Below are 16,731 nucleotides of genomic sequence, written 5' to 3'. Positions count from 1 at the left end.
CCGCAGCACCGCAGCAGAACCAGGGATCTCCACACTAAAAACGAGGTGCCATCATGGCAACCGATGACACGGCGGTGATTGCCGCCAGCTTGGCCTCCTTGCGCGTGCCCGAAGCAGAAACCTTCGACACGCGTGCCCTTCAACAACTCGATGCGGCCCACTTCCTGCATCCCTTCACCGACCACGCGGCCTTGCGTGACAAGGGTGCGCGCGTGATCGTGCGCGGGCAAGGCGTGTATCTATGGGACTCCGACGGCCGCCAGATCATCGACGGCATGTCGGGCCTCTGGTGCGTGAACGCCGGCTACGGGCGCACGGCCATTTCCGAAGCCGTCTACCGGCAGATGGAAACCCTGCCTTTCTATAACAGCTTCTTCAACACGACCAATGTTCCGGCCGTGCAGCTGGCGGCCGAACTGGTGGCGCTCGCCCCGCCGCGGTTTTCCCACGTGTTCTTCACCGGCTCCGGCTCCGAGGCAAACGACACCGTCGTGCGCATGGTGCGGCGCTACTGGGACATCCTCGGCCAGCCGGATCGCCAGGTCATCATCAGTCGCCACAACGCCTACCACGGCAGCACGCTGGCCGGGGCCTCATTGGGCGGCATGGCTGGCATGCATGCCCAGGGCGGGTTGCCGGTCCCGGGCATCCGCCACATCGGCCAGCCCCATTACGGCGAACACGGCCAGGGCATGAGCGAGAACGCCTTCGGTTTGCTGGCGGCGGGCTGGCTGGAAGAAGAAATCCTCGCCGTCGGCCCGGAGAACGTCGCCGCCTTCATCGGCGAACCGGTGCAGGGCGCGGGCGGCGTCATCATTCCGCCCGCGACCTACTGGCCGGAAGTGCAGCGCATCTGCGACAAGTACGGCATCCTGCTCGTCGCCGACGAAGTGATCTGCGGCTTCGGGCGACTGGGAACCTGGTTCGGCTGCGAACTGATGGGTTTTCAACCCGACCTGATCAGCTTTGCCAAGGGCGTCACCTCCGGCTACGTGCCACTGGGCGGCGTGCTGGTCGGCGAGCGTGTGGCCCATGCGCTGATCGAAAAGGGCGGCGACTTCAATCACGGTTTTACGTATTCCGGCCATCCGGTGGCCTGCGCGGCGGCGCTGGCGAACCTGCGCATCCTGCGCGAGGAGCGGTTGATAGAAAAGGTGGCGCTGGAAACCGGGCCGCACCTGGCGGCGGCCTTCAGCAAGCTCGCGCAGCACCCGCTGGTGGGTTACGCCGACAGCTGCGGCATGGTGGCGGGCCTGAACCTGGTCAGGGAAAAGGGGCCGACGCTGCACGACTGCATGCCCTTCGAGCGCGCGCTGCATGTCGGCATGCTGTGCCGAGGTCACATGTTCGAGCAGGGGGTGATCATGCGCGCCGTGGGCGACAGGATGATCGTGGCGCCGCCGCTGGTGATGACGAAATCGGAGATCGATGCGATGGCGGCGCGGATTTGGGCGTGCCTGGATTTGACGCAGGCCGATGTGCGTGCACGAGGATGGATGTAGCGGATGTTTAGGCGAACGCGGTGAGGCTTCAGGCGTCGCCGCACGCCTTCAGCATACAGTCGTGGATAGCTTCGTCACTGAACAAGTACTGGCCAGGTGATTCTTGCAAGTCAGCACCCAAGAGAAACATGACGCCAGCCCATATCCGGTCCTGCTCACTGGGCGGTACATATTCCAGCGACTTTCCTTCTGACGCCTGCATGATCGAGTACGCCCAGCGGTCGGCGGCTTCCCTCGTCATGCGGTGATGCAGGACGTCCTGAAACACATTCCTTACGTCGTTCAGGCTAATCTGTATGACGCGGCTACCGAAAGAGTGTTGATCGCCCGGACCAGTCATCATGGCCGATCCTGCCGCTCACACATTCGCCGCGATATGTTTCGTCGGCTCGGTCCGGTTCTTGAACACCTGCGGTGCCAGCGAACCAATAAACATGCCGGCAAACGCCGCCAGCAAACCGGCCAGCTGGCCCGGGAAGTGTTCGCCCAGTGACGACAGCTGCGGGAAGAACAGGATCCAGACGACCATGCCGGCGGCGATCGAGACGATCGCACCCTGGGTGGTGGCGCGCTTCCAGTACAGGCCCATGACCAGCGGCACGAAGGCCGCAACCAGGGTCACCTGATAGGCCGAGGACACCAGCTCATAGATCGATGTGCCTTCCATCGCAATCGCGTAAATCAGCACCAGCGTGGCGAAGACGACGATGGTAATGCGCATCGCCAGCAGCTGCTGCTTGTCGCTCATGCCCGGACGGAGGTTTTTGAGGATGTTTTCGGTAAAACTGGTCGACGGCGCGAGCAGGGTGGCCGACGAAGTGCTCTTGATCGCCGACAGCAGGGCGCCGAAGAACAGGATCTGCATTACCAGCGGCATTTTCGTCATCACGAAGGTCGGCAGCAGGCGCTGGTAATCGTTCTTGGCGATGTCGAGGGCATGGTCGCCCATGACGACGACGGCCGCGGCGACGATGAACATCGGCACGAAGCCGAACAGGATGTAGCTGGCGCCGCCGATCACGGCACCGGTACGCGCCGTCGGTGCATCCTTGGCCGACATCACCCGCTGGAACACGTCCTGCTGCGGAATGCTGCCGAACATCATCGTGATGGCCGCGCCGATGAAGAAGATGATGCTGTTAAAACTTGGCTCCGGCAGCAGGCGCCACAAATTCGCCTGCTGGGCCATGCCGAGCACCTTGTCGGCGCCGCCGGCCAGGTCGGCAGCAAAAAAGGCGATGATCGACATGCCGATGACGAGCACGATCATCTGGATGAAGTCGGTCAGGGCGACGGCCAGGAAGCCGCCGACCACCACGTAGATCAGCACGGCAAGGGTGCCAATCACCATGCCCACCCAGGGCTCCATCGCACCATTCGTCAGCACCGAAAACACCAGGCCGAGCGCCGTGATCTGGGCCGCGACCCAGCCGAGGTAGCTGAGGATGATCGCCACCGAGCAGAAGATCTCGATGCCCTTGCCGTAGCGCTCGCGGTAATAGTCGCCGATCGTCAGCAGGTTGAGTTTATACAGTTTGGTGGCGAAGAACAGGCCGACCAGGATCAGGCAGGTGCCGGCGCCGAACGGATCCTCGATGACGGCGTTCAGGCCGCCCTGCACGAAGCGGGCGGGCACGCCCATCACGGTCTCCGCGCCGAACCAGGTGGCGAAAGTCGTGGTGATGACCATGACCAGGGGCAGGCTGCGTCCTGCGACGGCGAAGTCGCTGGTGTTCTTGATGCGCGAGCCCGCCCAAACGCCCAGCGCCAGCGTGCCCAGCAGGTAGAGCACGACGCAAGTGATCAAGGTGTAGTTCATGGTGTGGAAGGCTCCGGAAGGGGCAGATATTATCGGGCGGAAAATCGGCGATTATAGCGGCATAAGTTCGCTTCTGGATCGCATCGCTCCTGCTTTTTGTCGTGTTTTTTACTCAATATGGGAGGAACACTGGCATGCCAACAACACAATGGCACGACGCTGCCGCCACACTGTGCATCGACGGCCGCGCTTTCATCGACGGCCGCCGGGCTAACGGCTTGGCGGCAGGCATCCGGACGGCCAACCTGAGCCGCGCCATCCGCACGGCACGGGGTCTGCGTGCTGGCACAGTCCACGTCAACCAGTAGACAACGACGATCTCACCGTACCCTTCGACGGCTATGAACAGTCAGGCAACGGGCGCGACAAGCCGCTGCATGCCTTCGATAAATATACCGAGCTGAAGACGACCTGGATTCAGGGTGGCTGAGCCGCCCTGGCGCAAAACCGGCTCGGGCAGGCGTACTGCTGAGGCGTACTGCTGGGGTCAGGTCTGACATTCGGACACGGCCTCAGCAGTTATTCCACGCTACACCCTGCTGTGGGGGAAACGCATTATCCATGGCTCACTCTTGAACAAGGACTGCCACCGTTTTTAGCTGAGCTCGTGTCCAAATGTCAGACCTGACCCCAGTTTGCGAATGAACAAGGACTGCCACCGTTTTTAGCTGAGCTCGTGTCCAAATGTCAGACCTGACCCCAGCTTGCGTGACCCCAGCTTGCGAACACAGCCCATGGCGCCGGTGAGACCGGGGCATTTTTGAGAGCGAGGACTGTCATTGCCATGCAATCGCCGTCAGCATCAGCAATCGTTCCCTCTCGCCCGCGTCTGCATTGATGAAGCACAGGTCTTCGGTAAGCTTCTTCTGCCGGTCAGCCAATCCAAACACGAATTCATGGCCTGTTTGCGCTGCCAGATCTTTGGCAAAGTGGAACAGCAGGTCGATGTCGTCTTTGGACAAAGCATTGGCATCGACATGTAGTCCCAACGACCATTCGGACAAATCGTCAGGATGACCGGTGTCGTTGTCAGTTTTTCTATCGTTGACCAGCAATAGGGAAGGCTGAGCGCATTGGCTGGCCAGCTTAGCGAACGCAGCCGTCAGCGCCGCTTCCGAATCCTGAAGATCGCATCCGTCGGCGTACAGATAAACAGTGTCCTTGGTCATGGTCCTGGTCCGATCAACGAGCTTTTTTGGATGGTGTGTGCTTGGGGCGAACGGGAAAAGCCCAGTGTAAGAAGAGGTTGATATCGTGGCAAGTAGATCGATCGCCGTCGATACGCCTGCCCCTGCCCACGGCCGCCGGCGCGCGGCCCCTCCCTCAAGCCATGGTAGATTGACCATTCCGACCTGGCAGGAGAACGGCATGCACGAGGCAATGCGCGAATTCTTGCGTGAGCATCACATCCACGAAGTCGAGTGCGTGATCACCGACATGACCGGTATCGCCCGCGGCAAGATCCTGCCCAAGGATTTGTTCCTCGGCGGCGAGCACATGCGGCTGCCGAAAAGCGTGCTGCTCAACACCGTCAACGGCGAGCAGCCGAACAATTTACCGTATGTGGGCGCCACCGATCCCGACATGGTCTGCGTGCCGGACGCGGCCACGATGCGCGTCGTGCCCTGGGCCTCCGAGGCGGTGGCGCTGGTCATCCACGACTGCGAGAACTTCGACGGTAGCCCGGTCGAGCTCGCCCCACGCGCGGTGTTGCGCCGGGTGCTGCGCCTGTACGCCGAGCGCGGCTGGAGGCCGGTGGTGGCGCCCGAGATGGAGTTCTATCTGGTCGCCCGCAATACCGACCCGCACGTCCCCTTGACCCCACCGATGGGACGCACCGGCATGGCCGAACTGGGGCGCCAGTCGTACTCCATCGACGCCGTCAACGACTTCGACCCTTTCTTTCTCGAGCTGTCCAGCTTTTCCAAGCTGCACGAGCTGGGTGTCGAGACCCTGATCCACGAAGCGGGCGCCGGCCAGATGGAAATCAATTTCGCCCATGGCGATGCGCTCGAGCTGGCCGACCGCGTCTTCCTGTTCAAGCGCGCCGTGCGCGAGACGGCAATGCGCCATGGAATCTTCGCCACCTTCATGGCCAAGCCCATGGAAACCGAACCCGGCAGCGCCATGCACGTGCACCAGAGCGTGGTCGACCCCCGCAGCGGCCGCAACATTTTTACGAACGAGGATGGCGGGCCCAGTACCCTGTTCTTCCATTTCATTGGCGGCCTGGAAAAATACGTGCCCTCGGCCTTGCTGATGTTTGCTCCGCACGTGAATTCCTACCGGCGCCTGTCGCGCTTCCAGTCGGCACCGACGAATGTGCACTGGGGCTATGACAACCGTACCTGCGGCATCCGCGTGCCGAATTCGACGCCCGAGAACCGCCGCGTCGAGAACCGGGTGCCGGGCGTGGACGTGAACCCCTATCTCGCCATGGCCGCTACGCTCAGCTGCGGCTACCTGGGCATGGTCGAGGGCCTTGCGCCCGGCGAACCGACCCAGGACAGCGCCGAACACATCCACGACGACCTGCCGCGCAACCTGGAAGACGCGATCCTGCGCATGCGCGGCTGTCCGGCGCTGTCGAACTTGCTTGGCGAGCTGTTCGTGCAGGCCTTCTGCGAAGTGAAGGAACTGGAATTTGCCACCTTCAGCCGCGTGATCAGCTCGTGGGAGCGCGAGCATCTGATGCTGCTGGTGTGATGCCTGGCCGGAAATGAGTCGCCATACGTAGGGTGGGCTCTCGAGCCCACGCGGACGTACTGTCGCGTCTCGCAAGGCTGGAGAATATTGATCCACGCATGCAGGTGGAAGTTGTTTGCCATGTTTCGAGGTGCACGTGTTCGACCGCGTGGGCTCAGGAGCCCACGCTACGAAATGCAGCCATACTCCTGCAGCACCGTGTAGCCGCCACCATTGCCCGGCTTCGATTCGACCAGCGCATAGCGGTCGATCTGCCAGGTGAGCGGCTCGGATTCGGACGGCACGACAGCGCCATTCGCGCGACGGGCAAACGTGACGTGGGGGCGGAACTTGCGTGTCTCTGGCTGCAAGCCGAGTGCGACCAGGGCGAGCGACAGGTCGGCGTGCAGCCGCAGCAATTCGGGCGGTTCGCTGTGCGGTTCGAGCACGGCAATGCCGTGCGACCACAACTTCGGCACACCCAGGGACAGCGTGAACGGCGAAAACGGAACGGCGAGCCCGGCGCGCAGCTCCGGCACGCGTCCGGTTGGCACGCCGCCCAGGAAGTGCAGCGTTACGTGTAGTTTTTCCGGGTGGACGGGCGTAGCACCGCGTGGCCAGTCCCAGGCATCGCGGCGCTCGCGCAAGGCGTGGCGGATGCCGGGCTCGGGCCAGAGGGCGACGAACAGGCGCGTAGTGGGAACACTCGTGGGGGCGCTGTCCATCGCGGTCTCCTTCAGAAGCAGTGTTCGATGCCGGGGAAGCTGCCGTCCCTGACGGCGCCGACGTAGGCGCTGACGGCGCCCTCGATGCTGGTTTGCCCTTCCATGAAATTCTTCACGAACTTCGCCTTGTGGCCGGGGAAGACGCCCAGCATGTCGTGCATCACCAGCACCTGGCCCGAGCAGTCGGGACCTGCGCCGATGCCGATCGTCGGCACCTGCAACAGTTCCGTCGTTTCCTTGCCCAGCGCTGCCGGCACCGCTTCGAGCAGCACGACCGCCGCGCCCGCCGCTTGCAGGGCGAGCGCGTCGTTTTTCAGGCGCTCGGCGCCGGCATCGGTTTTACCTTGCACCTTGAAGCCACCCAGCTGGTGCACGAACTGCGGGGTCAGGCCGATGTGGGCGCACACCGGGATGCCGCGCTCGACCAGGAAGGCGACGATCTCGGCCAGCCAGGCGCCGCCCTCGATCTTGACCATGTGGGCACCGGCGCGCATCAGGGCCGCCGAGCTTGCGAACGCCGTTTCCCTGGTCGGGTAGCTGCCGAAGGGCAGGTCGGCCACCAGCACCGCGTTCTTGTTGCCGCGTGCCACCGAGGCCGTGTGGTAGACCATCTCGTCGAGCGTCACCGGCAGCGTCGACGAATGGCCGGCGCAGACCATGCCGAGCGAGTCGCCCACCAGCAGCATCTCGACGCCGCAGCGGTCCATCAGGGACGCGAAGCTGGCGTCGTAGCAGGTCAGCATGGAGATTTTCAGGCCGGCCGCGCGCATCGCCTGCAATGCGGGGATGGTGACGGCCTTGGCGACCGGCTTGGCAGGCACCGCCGGCGCGTTGGTGCCCGTCATGTCCTTGCCCTGCAAATAAGCGCTCATGGTGATCCTTTGAAATCAGAAAATGCGAGGGAATAGTGTAATGCGGCGCCGGAAATCCTGCCGGAACCGCCTTGTCAGCTGCGGAAGATGAAGTACACCGCGCCGACCAGGCACAGCGCCGCCCAGATGTAGTCGAGCTTGAACGGCTGGTTCATGTAGAACATAGCGAAAGGCACGAACACGGCCAGCGTGATTGCTTCCTGCATGATCTTCAGCTGGGCCAGGCTGTACTGGGTGGCGCCGATGCGGTTGGCCGGCACCTGCAGCAGGTATTCGAACAGGGCGATGCCCCAGCTCACCAGCGCCGCCACGTACCAGGCGCGCGTGTTCAGGCTTTTCAGGTGGCCATACCAGGCAAAGGTCATGAAGATGTTCGACAGGACCAGCAAACCGGCGGTCTGGAAGAAAACGGGAATCTGCATGTCAGTCGAGGCGAACGATGGCCTGGCCGGCGACGCGCGGCAGCAGGTTTGCCGCGGGGCCGTGGCCGGGGACAGTGATGCCGGGAGCGATTTCCAGCAGCGGCGCCAGCACGAAGGCGCGTTCATGCATGCGCGGGTGCGGTACCGTCAAGTCGGGCGTGGCGATGACTTCATCGCCGTAGAGCAGCAGGTCGAGGTCGAGCGTACGCGGGGCGTTGCGGTAAGGGCGCTCGCGGCCATGGGCCAGTTCGATCGCCTGCAGCGCCGCCAGGAGGGCATGGGCGTCGAGGTCCGTGTCGAGCAGGGCAGCGGCATTGATGTAGTCGTCGCCCGAGGAATCGATTGGCGCGGTGCGCCAGAGGCTGGACGCGGCCAGGAGCCGCGCACCAGGCAGGTCGGCCAGGCGCGCCAGGGCGTCGCGCACGTTCGCACGCGCATCGCCCAGGTTGGCGCCGATGCCGATCGCCGCGATCATTCGTCGTTGCCGCCCGCGCTTGCCTCGCCCGCGCTGGCGCTGCGTTCACCGGTTTCGGCACCGCCTTCGCCGTTGCGATGACGCGGGCCGCGGCGCGGCGCACGCTTGCTTCTCGCCGCTGGCCGGACGCGCGTTTGCTGGGTCACGAGGCGCTCGCGCTCACCGGATTCGGCGTCGTAGAAGGCCGTCCACCATTCGCCGATCTCGCTCTCCAGTTCGCCCGAAGCGCAGCGCAGCAGCAGGAAGTCGTAGCCGGCGCGGAAGCGCGGGTTTTCCAGCAATTTATAAGGCGCGCGGCCGGTGCGGCGCTCGAAGCGCGGCTGCATCGCCCAGATGTCGCGCATGTCGGTGGCGATGCGGCGCTGCAGGGCCAGGTTCTCGGTTTGCGTGTCCAGCACGGCGTCGGCCGCCAGGTGCAGGGCTGGGATCGGCGCTTCGCCGGCGGCGCGGTAGGCCGTCCATTTTTCCAGCACCTGGTGCCACAGCAGCGAGGCGAACAGGAAGCCGGGCGAGACGCCCTTGCCGGCTTTCACGCGGCCGTCGGTCGATTCCAGCGCCAGCGTCACGAACTTCATGCCGATCGGCTGCTCCAGCACGACGTCGAGCAGCGGCAGCAAACCGTGGTGCAGGCCGGCCGAACGCAGTTCCTGCAGGCAGGCCAGCGCATGGCCCGACAGCAGCAGTTTGAGCATCTCGTCGAACACGCGCGCGGCAGGCACGTTGTCGATCAGGGGCGCCATCACGGGAATCGGCGCACGGGTAGCCGGCTCGATGGTGAAGCCGAGTTTTGCCGCGAAGCGCACCACGCGCAGCATGCGCACCGGGTCTTCGCGGTAGCGCGCTTCCGGCACGCCGATGATGCGCAGGGTCTTGGCGCGGATGTCCTCGATGCCGCCGTGGTAGTCCAGCACGGTTTGATTGGCCGGATCGTAGTACATCGCGTTGATGGTGAAGTCGCGGCGCTCGGCATCCTCGTGCTGGGGACCGAAGTTGTTGTCGCGCAGGACGCGGCCGTGTTCGTCCTTCGGCGCGTTGTTGCTGCCCTTGCCGCGGAAGGTCGTCACTTCCAGCAGCTCCTGGCCGAACATCACGTGCACGATCTGGAAGCGGCGGCCGATGATGAAGGCGCGGCGGAACAGTTTTTTCACCTGCTCGGGCGTGGCATCGGTGGCGATGTCGAAGTCCTTCGGTTTCACGCCCAGCAGCAGGTCGCGCACGGCGCCGCCGACAACGAAGGCCTTGAAGCCGGCTTCCTGCAGGGTTTGCGTCAGGCGGATCGCGTTGGGCGACACCAGTTTCAGGTCGATGCCATGTTCTTCCGGCCCGAGGATCCTTGGCTCGGTCGGGTCGCGCTCGTCTTTCACGCCAAGGATTTTACGAATGAATTTTTTGATCATTGAAGAGATGGAGTAAAGGCCAGCCTTGGGCGTGTGCAAAAGAGGCAAGGGTGCTGCTGGGATTGGTGGCAACCGGGTGCGACACGGTCGAGAGCAGCGGAATGTCGTTGTGCGAATCGCTGTAGAAATAGCTGCGCTCGAAGGACGCGAACGGCCGGCCGAGGCGCTCGAGCCAGGCGTGCATGTGCACCACCTTCCCGGGGCCCGAGGTCGGCGTCCCCGCCAGCCTGCCCGTCAGGCGGCCAGCGGCATCGGCTTCCGGCATGGCGGCGAGATGGTGCGCGACGCCGAACAGGCGCGCGATCGGCGCGGTCACGTAATCGTTGGTGGCGGTGATGATCGCCACCAGGTCGCCGGCGTCCAGGTGCCGCTGCACCAGCGCAAGCGCCTGCGGGCGGACGTTCGGTTCGATCACTTCGCGCATGTACTGCGCGTGCATGGCGTCGAGTTCGCCGCGCGGAAAGCGTGCCAGCGTGCCGAGCGCAAATTCCAGGTATTCGACCGGGTCGAGCGTGCCGGCCTGGTACTGGGCAAAGAATGCGTCGTTGCGGCGCGCGTAGGCGGCGGCGTCGACCGCGCCAATGCGCACCAGGAACTGGCCCCACTCGTAGTCCGAGTCGATCGGCAGCAGGGTATGGTCGAGGTCAAACAGGGCAAGCGTGGTCATTTTTTTTGTTCCGACAGCGTGGACTCCGACTGCGGGCTGGCCTGGAGCAGCAGGTCGCGCAGCAGGGGCAGCGTGACGGGGCGCTGGGTCTCCAGCGAATACTGGTCGAGGGCGTCGAGCATCGTGGCCAGCGAGCGCATGTCGCGCTTGAAGTGCGACAGCAGGTAGGGTAGCACGCTGGCCGACAGGGTCAGGCCGCGCGCTTCCGCCGCCTGGGTGAGCGCGGCAATCTTCTGGTCGTCCGACAGGCCATGGATCAGGTAGACCAGCCCCCAGCCCATGCGCGTACGCAGGTCTTCGCGCACCGGCAGCACGGCCGGCGGCACCGGGCCGGTCGAGACCATGTAGGCATCGTGCTCGCGCACCTGGTTGAACAGGGCGAAGGCGTCGATCTGGGCGTTCGGGCTCAGGCGGTCGCAGTCGTCCAGCAGGTAAAGGCTAATGCCTGGCGTAAAGACAAAATCGGCGGCGGGCGCATCGAACGCGATATAGCGCGAATTCGGCGTGGCTGCGAGGGCCTGCAGCAGGTGGGTCTTGCCGGCACCGGTGTCGCCCCACAGGTAGGCGAAATGCTCGCGCGATGCACGCTGCGCGAACTGGTGCATCAGGTGCGCCAGTTCGGCATTTTCCCCGACCTGGAAGGTATCGAGGCTGTGCGCCGGGTCGGCGCCGAGATCGAGCACCAGCTGTTTCATGGCGTTCGGTTCACTGTGGAAAATTCATACGCATACAGCATTATAAAAGCTGACGCGCCGGCAATGAAAACGGGAGACCTGGCCTTGCGGAGCGGGACGCGATGGATGCCGCCATGAGCCCCGGCGCGCGGGTCGCTGGTATGAGCTCTGGATGGCGGAAAAGAGGGCATGTTTTTATTGTTATCTCGATGTGGCAGCAGTTTGGCGGCGGTTTAGCGTTGAAGGCCGGGCCGTTTTGTTAGAATAGCGAATTGACCAGAAACAGGTCTACGCCTTCTATTTTACCGCCTCCGCTGCTAAATACCATGAGCCAACCATCTAATGTTTCTCTGTCCTACCGGGACGCAGGTGTCGACATCGACGCCGGCGATGCCCTGGTCGAAGCGATCAAACCCCTTGCCAAGCGCACCATGCGCGAAGGCGTGCTGGGGGGGATTGGCGGTTTCGGCGGGCTGTTCGAGATCAGCAAGAAGTTCAAGGAGCCGGTCCTGGTTTCCGGTACCGACGGCGTCGGTACCAAGCTGAAGCTGGCATTCGAGCTCAATCGCCATGACACGGTCGGCATCGACCTGGTCGCGATGAGCGTCAACGATATCCTGGTGCAGGGCGCGGAACCGCTGTTCTTCCTCGACTATTTCGCTTGCGGCAAGCTCGACGTGGCGACCGCGACCGCCGTGGTGAAGGGCATCGCCGAAGGCTGCGAACAGTCCGGCTGCGCACTGCTCGGCGGAGAAACGGCCGAAATGCCGGGCATGTACCCGGACGGCGAGTACGACCTGGCGGGCTTCGCGGTGGGCGCGGTCGAGAAATCGCAGATCATCGACGGCAGCAAGATCGTCCCTGGCGACGTCGTGCTGGGACTGGCCTCGTCGGGCATCCATTCGAACGGTTATTCGCTGGTGCGCAAGATCATCTCGGTGGCCAAGCCCGACCTGGAAGCGGATTTCCACGGCCGCAAGCTGGCGGACGTGCTGATGGCGCCAACCCGCCTCTACGTCAAGCCGCTGCTGGCGCTGATGGCGTCGATGGAAGTGAAGGGCCTGGTCCACATCACCGGCGGCGGCCTGGTCGAGAACATCCCGCGCGTGCTGCAGGAGAATCTGACGGCCGTGCTCGACAGCACATCGTGGACGATGCCGCCGCTGTTCGGGTGGCTGCAGCAGCATGGCGGCGTGGCGGACGCGGAAATGCACCGCGTGTTCAATTGCGGTATCGGCATGACGGTCATCGTCTCGCAAGAGAACGCCGACGCGGCCATGGCCCAGCTGCAGGCCGCCGGCGAAACCGTCTACCGCATCGGCGAGATCCGCGCCCGTGAAGAGGGCCAGGCGCAGACCGTGGTGCTGTAAGCAAAACCTTCCGCAGCAAGAACGAAGGCGCCCGCGGGCGCCTTTTTTACTACCTGTTTGCGCCTGTAGCCAAGTCAGGCAGGTACTGTTATTTCGACAGCTTGCGGGCGCGTTCAGTCTGTTCGACGGCGTACTTGAAGACCGGAACCAGCACTTTGCCGAGATCGACATCGGCGACCGGCGCATCCTCGTCCATGGCCTTGAGCTGTGCAATGTACGCGCGGTCGATGCTGTATTTCTCGAGCAGCGGGGTACGATAAACAAGGAAGGTCTTGACGCCGTAATCGGTCAGCGCGCCTTCCCACAGCGTGCTCAGGTCGAGAAAAGCCTGCTTCGCCTTGACGATGCTCCGCTTCTGTTCCCCTTCCGGAATCTTCGGCAGGAGGCGCTCGACGAGGCCGAGCTGCCGCAGCGCTGCGAACTCGTAGCGTTTGTAGTTGCCTTGCGCGTCGAACGCCGCGATCGTTTCCAGCGCTTCGAGCGCCTCCATGGCGGGCGAGGGCGCCAGTCCATCGACACAGCCGGACCTGGCCGTCTTGCCCTTGGCGTTGTCGCAGGCGGCCTTGCCCTGTTTTGCCAGCTTGATCCGGTAGACATCCGCCGGCAGCCGCTTGATGCTCTTGTCCGAACGGCTCCAGGCAAGGACGGCGTTGTCCCAGCTTCCCTTGTCCACCTGGGCTGCCGCATGTGCCAGGCGCGCGTGGGTGTAATCGTCGATGTCCTCCGATTTCGCCTTGGCCCGCGCCTCGTTGACGGTGCGCGCGATCGACTCGGCGGCGGCCGCCTTTTTCCCGGTGTGGAACTGCACCAGTGCCTTGCCTGCGCCAGCCTGGAACAGGTAGCCATAGGCATCTTCCTTCCAGCCGGAGCGCTCGCGTGGCGCCGTCTCGATCCAGCGCGCGGCGCCTTCGGCCACGGCGGCGTATTCCGCGTCTGCCTCGGCATACTTCTTCAATTCCAGCAGTTCGTCGCCGCGCAGCAGGCGGTAGTAGGCCAGGCGCAGTACCGGCTCGGCGCCGGCAAACGCGGTATAGCCTTCTTCCTCCGCCAGCCCCGCCCACTTCGCGGCATCGCCGAAGGCTTGCGCCGCCGCGGCGCCGAGCTTGCCGGCTTCATCGGCGCGGCCAGCGAACCGCGCCTCGGCTGCACGCGTCGACAGCGACTTGCCCCACTCGAGACCGGCACGCTCGCTTTCCATCACGAGAGTGCGGTAGAGCTTCGCATACGCCTCGTGCTCGCCTTTCTGCTGCTTCGTACGCTCGAGGCTCCGGTCGGACCAGGTGCGCATTTCCCCGAACAGGCCATCGCCCTTCGCGTATTCGCCGAAACGGTAATGGTCGAGGGCGCGCTCGACCAGCAGGTCGTAGCTGTCGAGCAGCGCGTGGGCGTGCTTGCCGTTTTCGAAGTGGGCCATCATCACCTCGAAAGCCTTGTTCAGCTTGACGCGTGCTTCTTCCTTCTTGCCCGCATTTAGCAGTTCGAGCCCGTACACCCGGTAGGCGTCGACCTCGTAGGGCACGAACTGGTGCGCCAGCGACGGGTTCATGTTCGCCGCGTTCTTCACTTTGGAGATGGCCTGTTCCATCTGTGCGCAGCCTTCCATCTGCGTCAGGGTGCAGCGCGTGCGGGCTTGCAGCAATTCCGTCATGGCGCGGCCGGCAGGCGTATCCTTGAACGCGGCTTCCTCGGCGGTGGCGAAGGTCGATAGCAGAAGGAGGGAAAGGAGGAGTGGACGCATGGAGTCAAGGGGAAAGAATTATTGCAAAGTGACATGTAATCACAGGAATCACATCACCGGTATATTTACCCAACACTGTTTGCTGAAATGCCACACTTTGAGCGCCGACACAGGTAGAGCCGCATGCGCGATGCGCCCGCCCTCCAGGACAGGGCGCGTCGTCAACGACAGGACAGGCGTAGGGCAAGACGATGCACGCAGGACTGGAAGGTGTGTTGGCCGCTTTTGTCCCCGGCGAGCGCTTGCTCCCCAGTCCGCCTCTCAGTTCGGCTTGGCGCCGCTGCCGATATGCTTGTCGAGGAATTTCTCGACGCGGCTCCAGTAATCGACGCGGTTCGCCGGCACCTGCCAGCCGTGGCCTTCCTCGTCATAGGAAATCCACTCGACCTGCTTGTTATGGGGCTTGACCGCTTCGAGGAATTTGCGGCCGTGGTACATCGGCACGCGCCGGTCGACGCCGCCGTAGGCCAGCAGCAGCGGTGCCTTGATGCGCGCCGCCTGCGTGATCGGCGAGGTCGCCTTCAGCTGGGCCGCGTCCTTGACCTGGTCGCCCACCAGCTCCGGCATGCCGTACTGTTTCCACTGCTCGGACAGGTCGGACGTGAAGCTCCAGTGGCCGTCGTACAGCAGGTTGATGTCGGTGACGCCCACCCAGTCGACGCCGCACTTGTACAGGTCCGGGTCCTTGACCAGGCCCATCAGGGTGGCATAGCCGCCGTAACTGGCACCGGCGATGCAGATGCGCTTCGGGTCGGCATGGCCCTGGGCGATGGCCCAGCGTGCGCCGTCGGCGATGTCGTCCTGCATGGCCAGGCCCCATTGCTTCCAGCCGGCGCGGAAATGGCGGTTACCGTAACCCATGCTGCCGCGGAACTCCGGTTCCAGCACGGCATAGCCGCGCGAGGCCAGGAACTGGGTTTCCGGGTGCCAGCCCCAGCTCGTTCCCCGAAGGTAGGGGCCGCCATGCACCAGCACCACCAGGGGCGCGTTCCTGGCGCCATTCGCGGGCAGGGTCAGGAGCGCAGGGATCTCCAGGCCATCGCGCGCCTTGTAGCGCACCGGTTCCTGGCGGCCCATGCGCTTCGGATCGATGCCGGGGTAGGATTCGCCAACCGGGTTCAAGGCGCCGGTTTTCAGGTTGAACAGGTTGTACTTCTCGGGCTGCCTGTCCGAATACGATTTCACCAGCGCCCAGTCCGACTGGCCTGCCGCGCCAAAGGACATCTGGTTGACGGTGCCTGGCAGGGCCGCATCGAGCTTTTTCTGTGTCTCCTGCATCGCCGTGTCGAACCAGACGATGGCCTCTGCATCGGTATGCAGTTTGATGCCCAGCAGGCGGCTGCCGCTCAGCACCAGTTCGCCATCGAAATCGTAGCCTGGCGTAACCACGACTGGTTCGGGATTGAGCTTGCCCGTTGCCAGGTTGACCGTGTACAGCGAGCGCGTGTCCTGGTCGCCATTGCTGACCGCATACAGGGTACCGTCGCCGCCGAAGCCCAGTGGCTCATAGCTGTCCTTGCTGGAGGCATAGGTCGGGTAAGTGGTCAGTACCCGCCATGCCCCCGTGGCGGGGTCGCGGTAGTGGAGGGTGGTGGTGTCTTTTTCGGTCGAGCGCACGAGGCGCGGCTCGCCTTTCGCGTCGAGCGTCCACTCCTTGGCGGCGGCAGGGCGTTGCACGACCTGGCTGGTACCCGTGACGGTATTGAGCTTGAGCAGGTTGATGTGGCGAACCTGGTAGCTCTGCTCTTCCCAGACATAGCTTTCGACGTAGATCGCGTCGGAATCCTGGGCGCCCCGCTGGTCCATCAGGAAGGTATGCCAGGGCAGGATCTTGCTCTTGAGGTGGCCTTCGGCTTCGGCCACGAACGCGGTGCCGCGTCGTTGCGCGAGCTGGCGCAGGTTGCTGCCGTCGCGGTCGACCGCGTACAGGCCGGCGGCGAGGAACTTGCCGCCCGGTCCGATTTCGTTCTCGTTCACGTTGAAGGCCAGGCGGTTGTCGTTGACCCAGCTGAACTGCCGGATATCGACATCCTTGTAGCCGGCCACCAGCTTGGCCGAGTTGGCCTGCAGGTCGATGACGGCCAGGTAATCGCGGCGCCCGGGCGCGCCGGAAATCGCCGCCAGGTAGCGTCCGCTCGGCGAAAGGCTGGCTTCACGCAGGGTCGGGTTGATGAAGAAGCGCTCGATGGGCGGCAGCGCAGCTTCGGTGGCGGCATATAGCGGGGCGGCAGCGCACAGGGCAAGCGCGAACAGGGCCGCCGCGTGACGCATCAGGCGGCGCGCGAAGGGATGTTTGGACATGAATTCCCGATCAGGTATTTTTATAATAGAAGCCGCAATTTTTCCCGCAGCCTGGGGAGGATAGCAGGCGTCAGCGGCGCCGAA

General features: G+C 63.9%; 15 protein-coding genes and 1 pseudogene. 4 read left to right on the top strand and 12 right to left on the bottom strand.

Going from position 1 to position 16,731, the window contains the following annotated elements:
• Window positions 1–53: 53 nt before the first annotated feature.
• Entirely contained in the window at window positions 54–1,502 is a 1,449-nt protein-coding gene (locus G4G28_RS22650) for an aspartate aminotransferase family protein (RefSeq protein WP_182990036.1), read from the top strand.
• A gap of 28 nt (window positions 1,503–1,530) precedes the next feature.
• Here the strand turns inward: G4G28_RS22650 and G4G28_RS22645 are convergent, their stop codons facing one another.
• Together G4G28_RS22645 and G4G28_RS22640 are read right to left on the bottom strand one after the other, a co-directional pair.
• Complete coding sequence (locus G4G28_RS22645; protein ID WP_182990035.1) at window positions 1,531–1,845, bottom strand: hypothetical protein; 315 nt, start codon at window positions 1,843–1,845, stop codon at window positions 1,531–1,533.
• Window positions 1,846–1,860: 15 nt separating this feature from the next.
• Window positions 1,861–3,321 (bottom strand): sodium:solute symporter family protein, encoded by a 1,461-nt coding sequence (locus tag G4G28_RS22640; RefSeq protein WP_182990034.1) that lies wholly within the window; start codon window positions 3,319–3,321, stop codon window positions 1,861–1,863.
• A 215-nt stretch (window positions 3,322–3,536) separates the two neighbouring features.
• On the opposite strand from G4G28_RS22640, the pseudogene G4G28_RS22635 reads away from it, so the two are divergent.
• Window positions 3,537–3,751, top strand: a pseudogene (locus tag G4G28_RS22635) (aldehyde dehydrogenase family protein); the annotation flags it as partial.
• Between the two features lie 346 nt (window positions 3,752–4,097).
• On the opposite strand, the gene G4G28_RS22630 reads toward G4G28_RS22635, so the two are convergent.
• Entirely contained in the window at window positions 4,098–4,490 is a 393-nt protein-coding gene (locus tag G4G28_RS22630) for a hypothetical protein (protein ID WP_182990033.1), read from the bottom strand.
• 199 nt (window positions 4,491–4,689) lie between these two features.
• Between G4G28_RS22630 and G4G28_RS22625 the strand changes: the two genes are divergently transcribed.
• Window positions 4,690–6,027 (top strand): glutamine synthetase family protein, encoded by a 1,338-nt coding sequence (locus G4G28_RS22625; RefSeq protein WP_182990032.1) that lies wholly within the window; start codon window positions 4,690–4,692, stop codon window positions 6,025–6,027.
• A gap of 167 nt (window positions 6,028–6,194) precedes the next feature.
• Here the strand turns inward: G4G28_RS22625 and thpR are convergent, their stop codons facing one another.
• From thpR to hda, 7 genes are all read right to left on the bottom strand, one after another.
• Window positions 6,195–6,731, bottom strand: coding sequence for an RNA 2',3'-cyclic phosphodiesterase (gene thpR, locus G4G28_RS22620; protein ID WP_182990031.1), 537 nt, complete (start codon window positions 6,729–6,731; stop codon window positions 6,195–6,197).
• 11 nt (window positions 6,732–6,742) lie between these two features.
• Window positions 6,743–7,603, bottom strand: a complete 861-nt coding sequence (gene panB, locus G4G28_RS22615) for a 3-methyl-2-oxobutanoate hydroxymethyltransferase (protein WP_182990030.1) — start codon at window positions 7,601–7,603, stop codon at window positions 6,743–6,745.
• A 74-nt stretch (window positions 7,604–7,677) separates the two neighbouring features.
• Complete coding sequence (locus tag G4G28_RS22610) at window positions 7,678–8,025, bottom strand: DMT family protein (protein ID WP_182990029.1); 348 nt, start codon at window positions 8,023–8,025, stop codon at window positions 7,678–7,680.
• 1 nt (window position 8,026) lies between these two features.
• Entirely contained in the window at window positions 8,027–8,500 is a 474-nt protein-coding gene (gene folK / locus G4G28_RS22605) for a 2-amino-4-hydroxy-6-hydroxymethyldihydropteridine diphosphokinase (protein WP_182990028.1), read from the bottom strand.
• Window positions 8,497–9,897: a polynucleotide adenylyltransferase PcnB gene (gene pcnB / locus G4G28_RS22600; RefSeq protein ID WP_183107848.1), complete on the bottom strand. Its 1,401-nt coding sequence runs from the start codon at window positions 9,895–9,897 to the stop codon at window positions 8,497–8,499. The genes folK and pcnB overlap by 4 nt, the downstream gene beginning before the upstream one ends.
• Window positions 9,875–10,564, bottom strand: a complete 690-nt coding sequence (locus G4G28_RS22595) for an HAD family phosphatase (RefSeq protein WP_182990026.1) — start codon at window positions 10,562–10,564, stop codon at window positions 9,875–9,877. The genes pcnB and G4G28_RS22595 overlap by 23 nt, the downstream gene beginning before the upstream one ends.
• Entirely contained in the window at window positions 10,561–11,259 is a 699-nt protein-coding gene (hda, locus tag G4G28_RS22590) for a DnaA regulatory inactivator Hda (RefSeq protein ID WP_182990025.1), read from the bottom strand. Before hda ends, G4G28_RS22595 begins: the two co-directional genes overlap by 4 nt.
• A 305-nt stretch (window positions 11,260–11,564) precedes the next feature.
• Here hda and purM point away from each other — a divergent pair, with 305 nt between their 5' ends.
• Complete coding sequence (gene purM, locus G4G28_RS22585) at window positions 11,565–12,608, top strand: phosphoribosylformylglycinamidine cyclo-ligase (protein ID WP_182990024.1); 1,044 nt, start codon at window positions 11,565–11,567, stop codon at window positions 12,606–12,608.
• 88 nt (window positions 12,609–12,696) lie between these two features.
• Here the strand turns inward: purM and G4G28_RS22580 are convergent, their stop codons facing one another.
• On the bottom strand, window positions 12,697–14,346 hold the full coding sequence (locus tag G4G28_RS22580) for a hypothetical protein (RefSeq protein ID WP_182990023.1): 1,650 nt from the start codon (window positions 14,344–14,346) through the stop codon (window positions 12,697–12,699).
• Between the two features lie 261 nt (window positions 14,347–14,607).
• A complete protein-coding gene (locus G4G28_RS22575; RefSeq protein WP_229425273.1) occupies window positions 14,608–16,647 on the bottom strand; it encodes a S9 family peptidase in 2,040 nt (679 codons plus the stop codon).
• Window positions 16,648–16,731 lie beyond the last annotated feature (84 nt).

The sequence above is a fragment of the Massilia sp. Dwa41.01b genome, from assembly GCF_014171775.1.
GTDB lineage: Bacteria > Pseudomonadota > Gammaproteobacteria > Burkholderiales > Burkholderiaceae_D > Telluria.
Note: the sequence above shows the minus strand (reverse complement) of the source record. Positions and strands in the feature narration are given on the sequence as shown.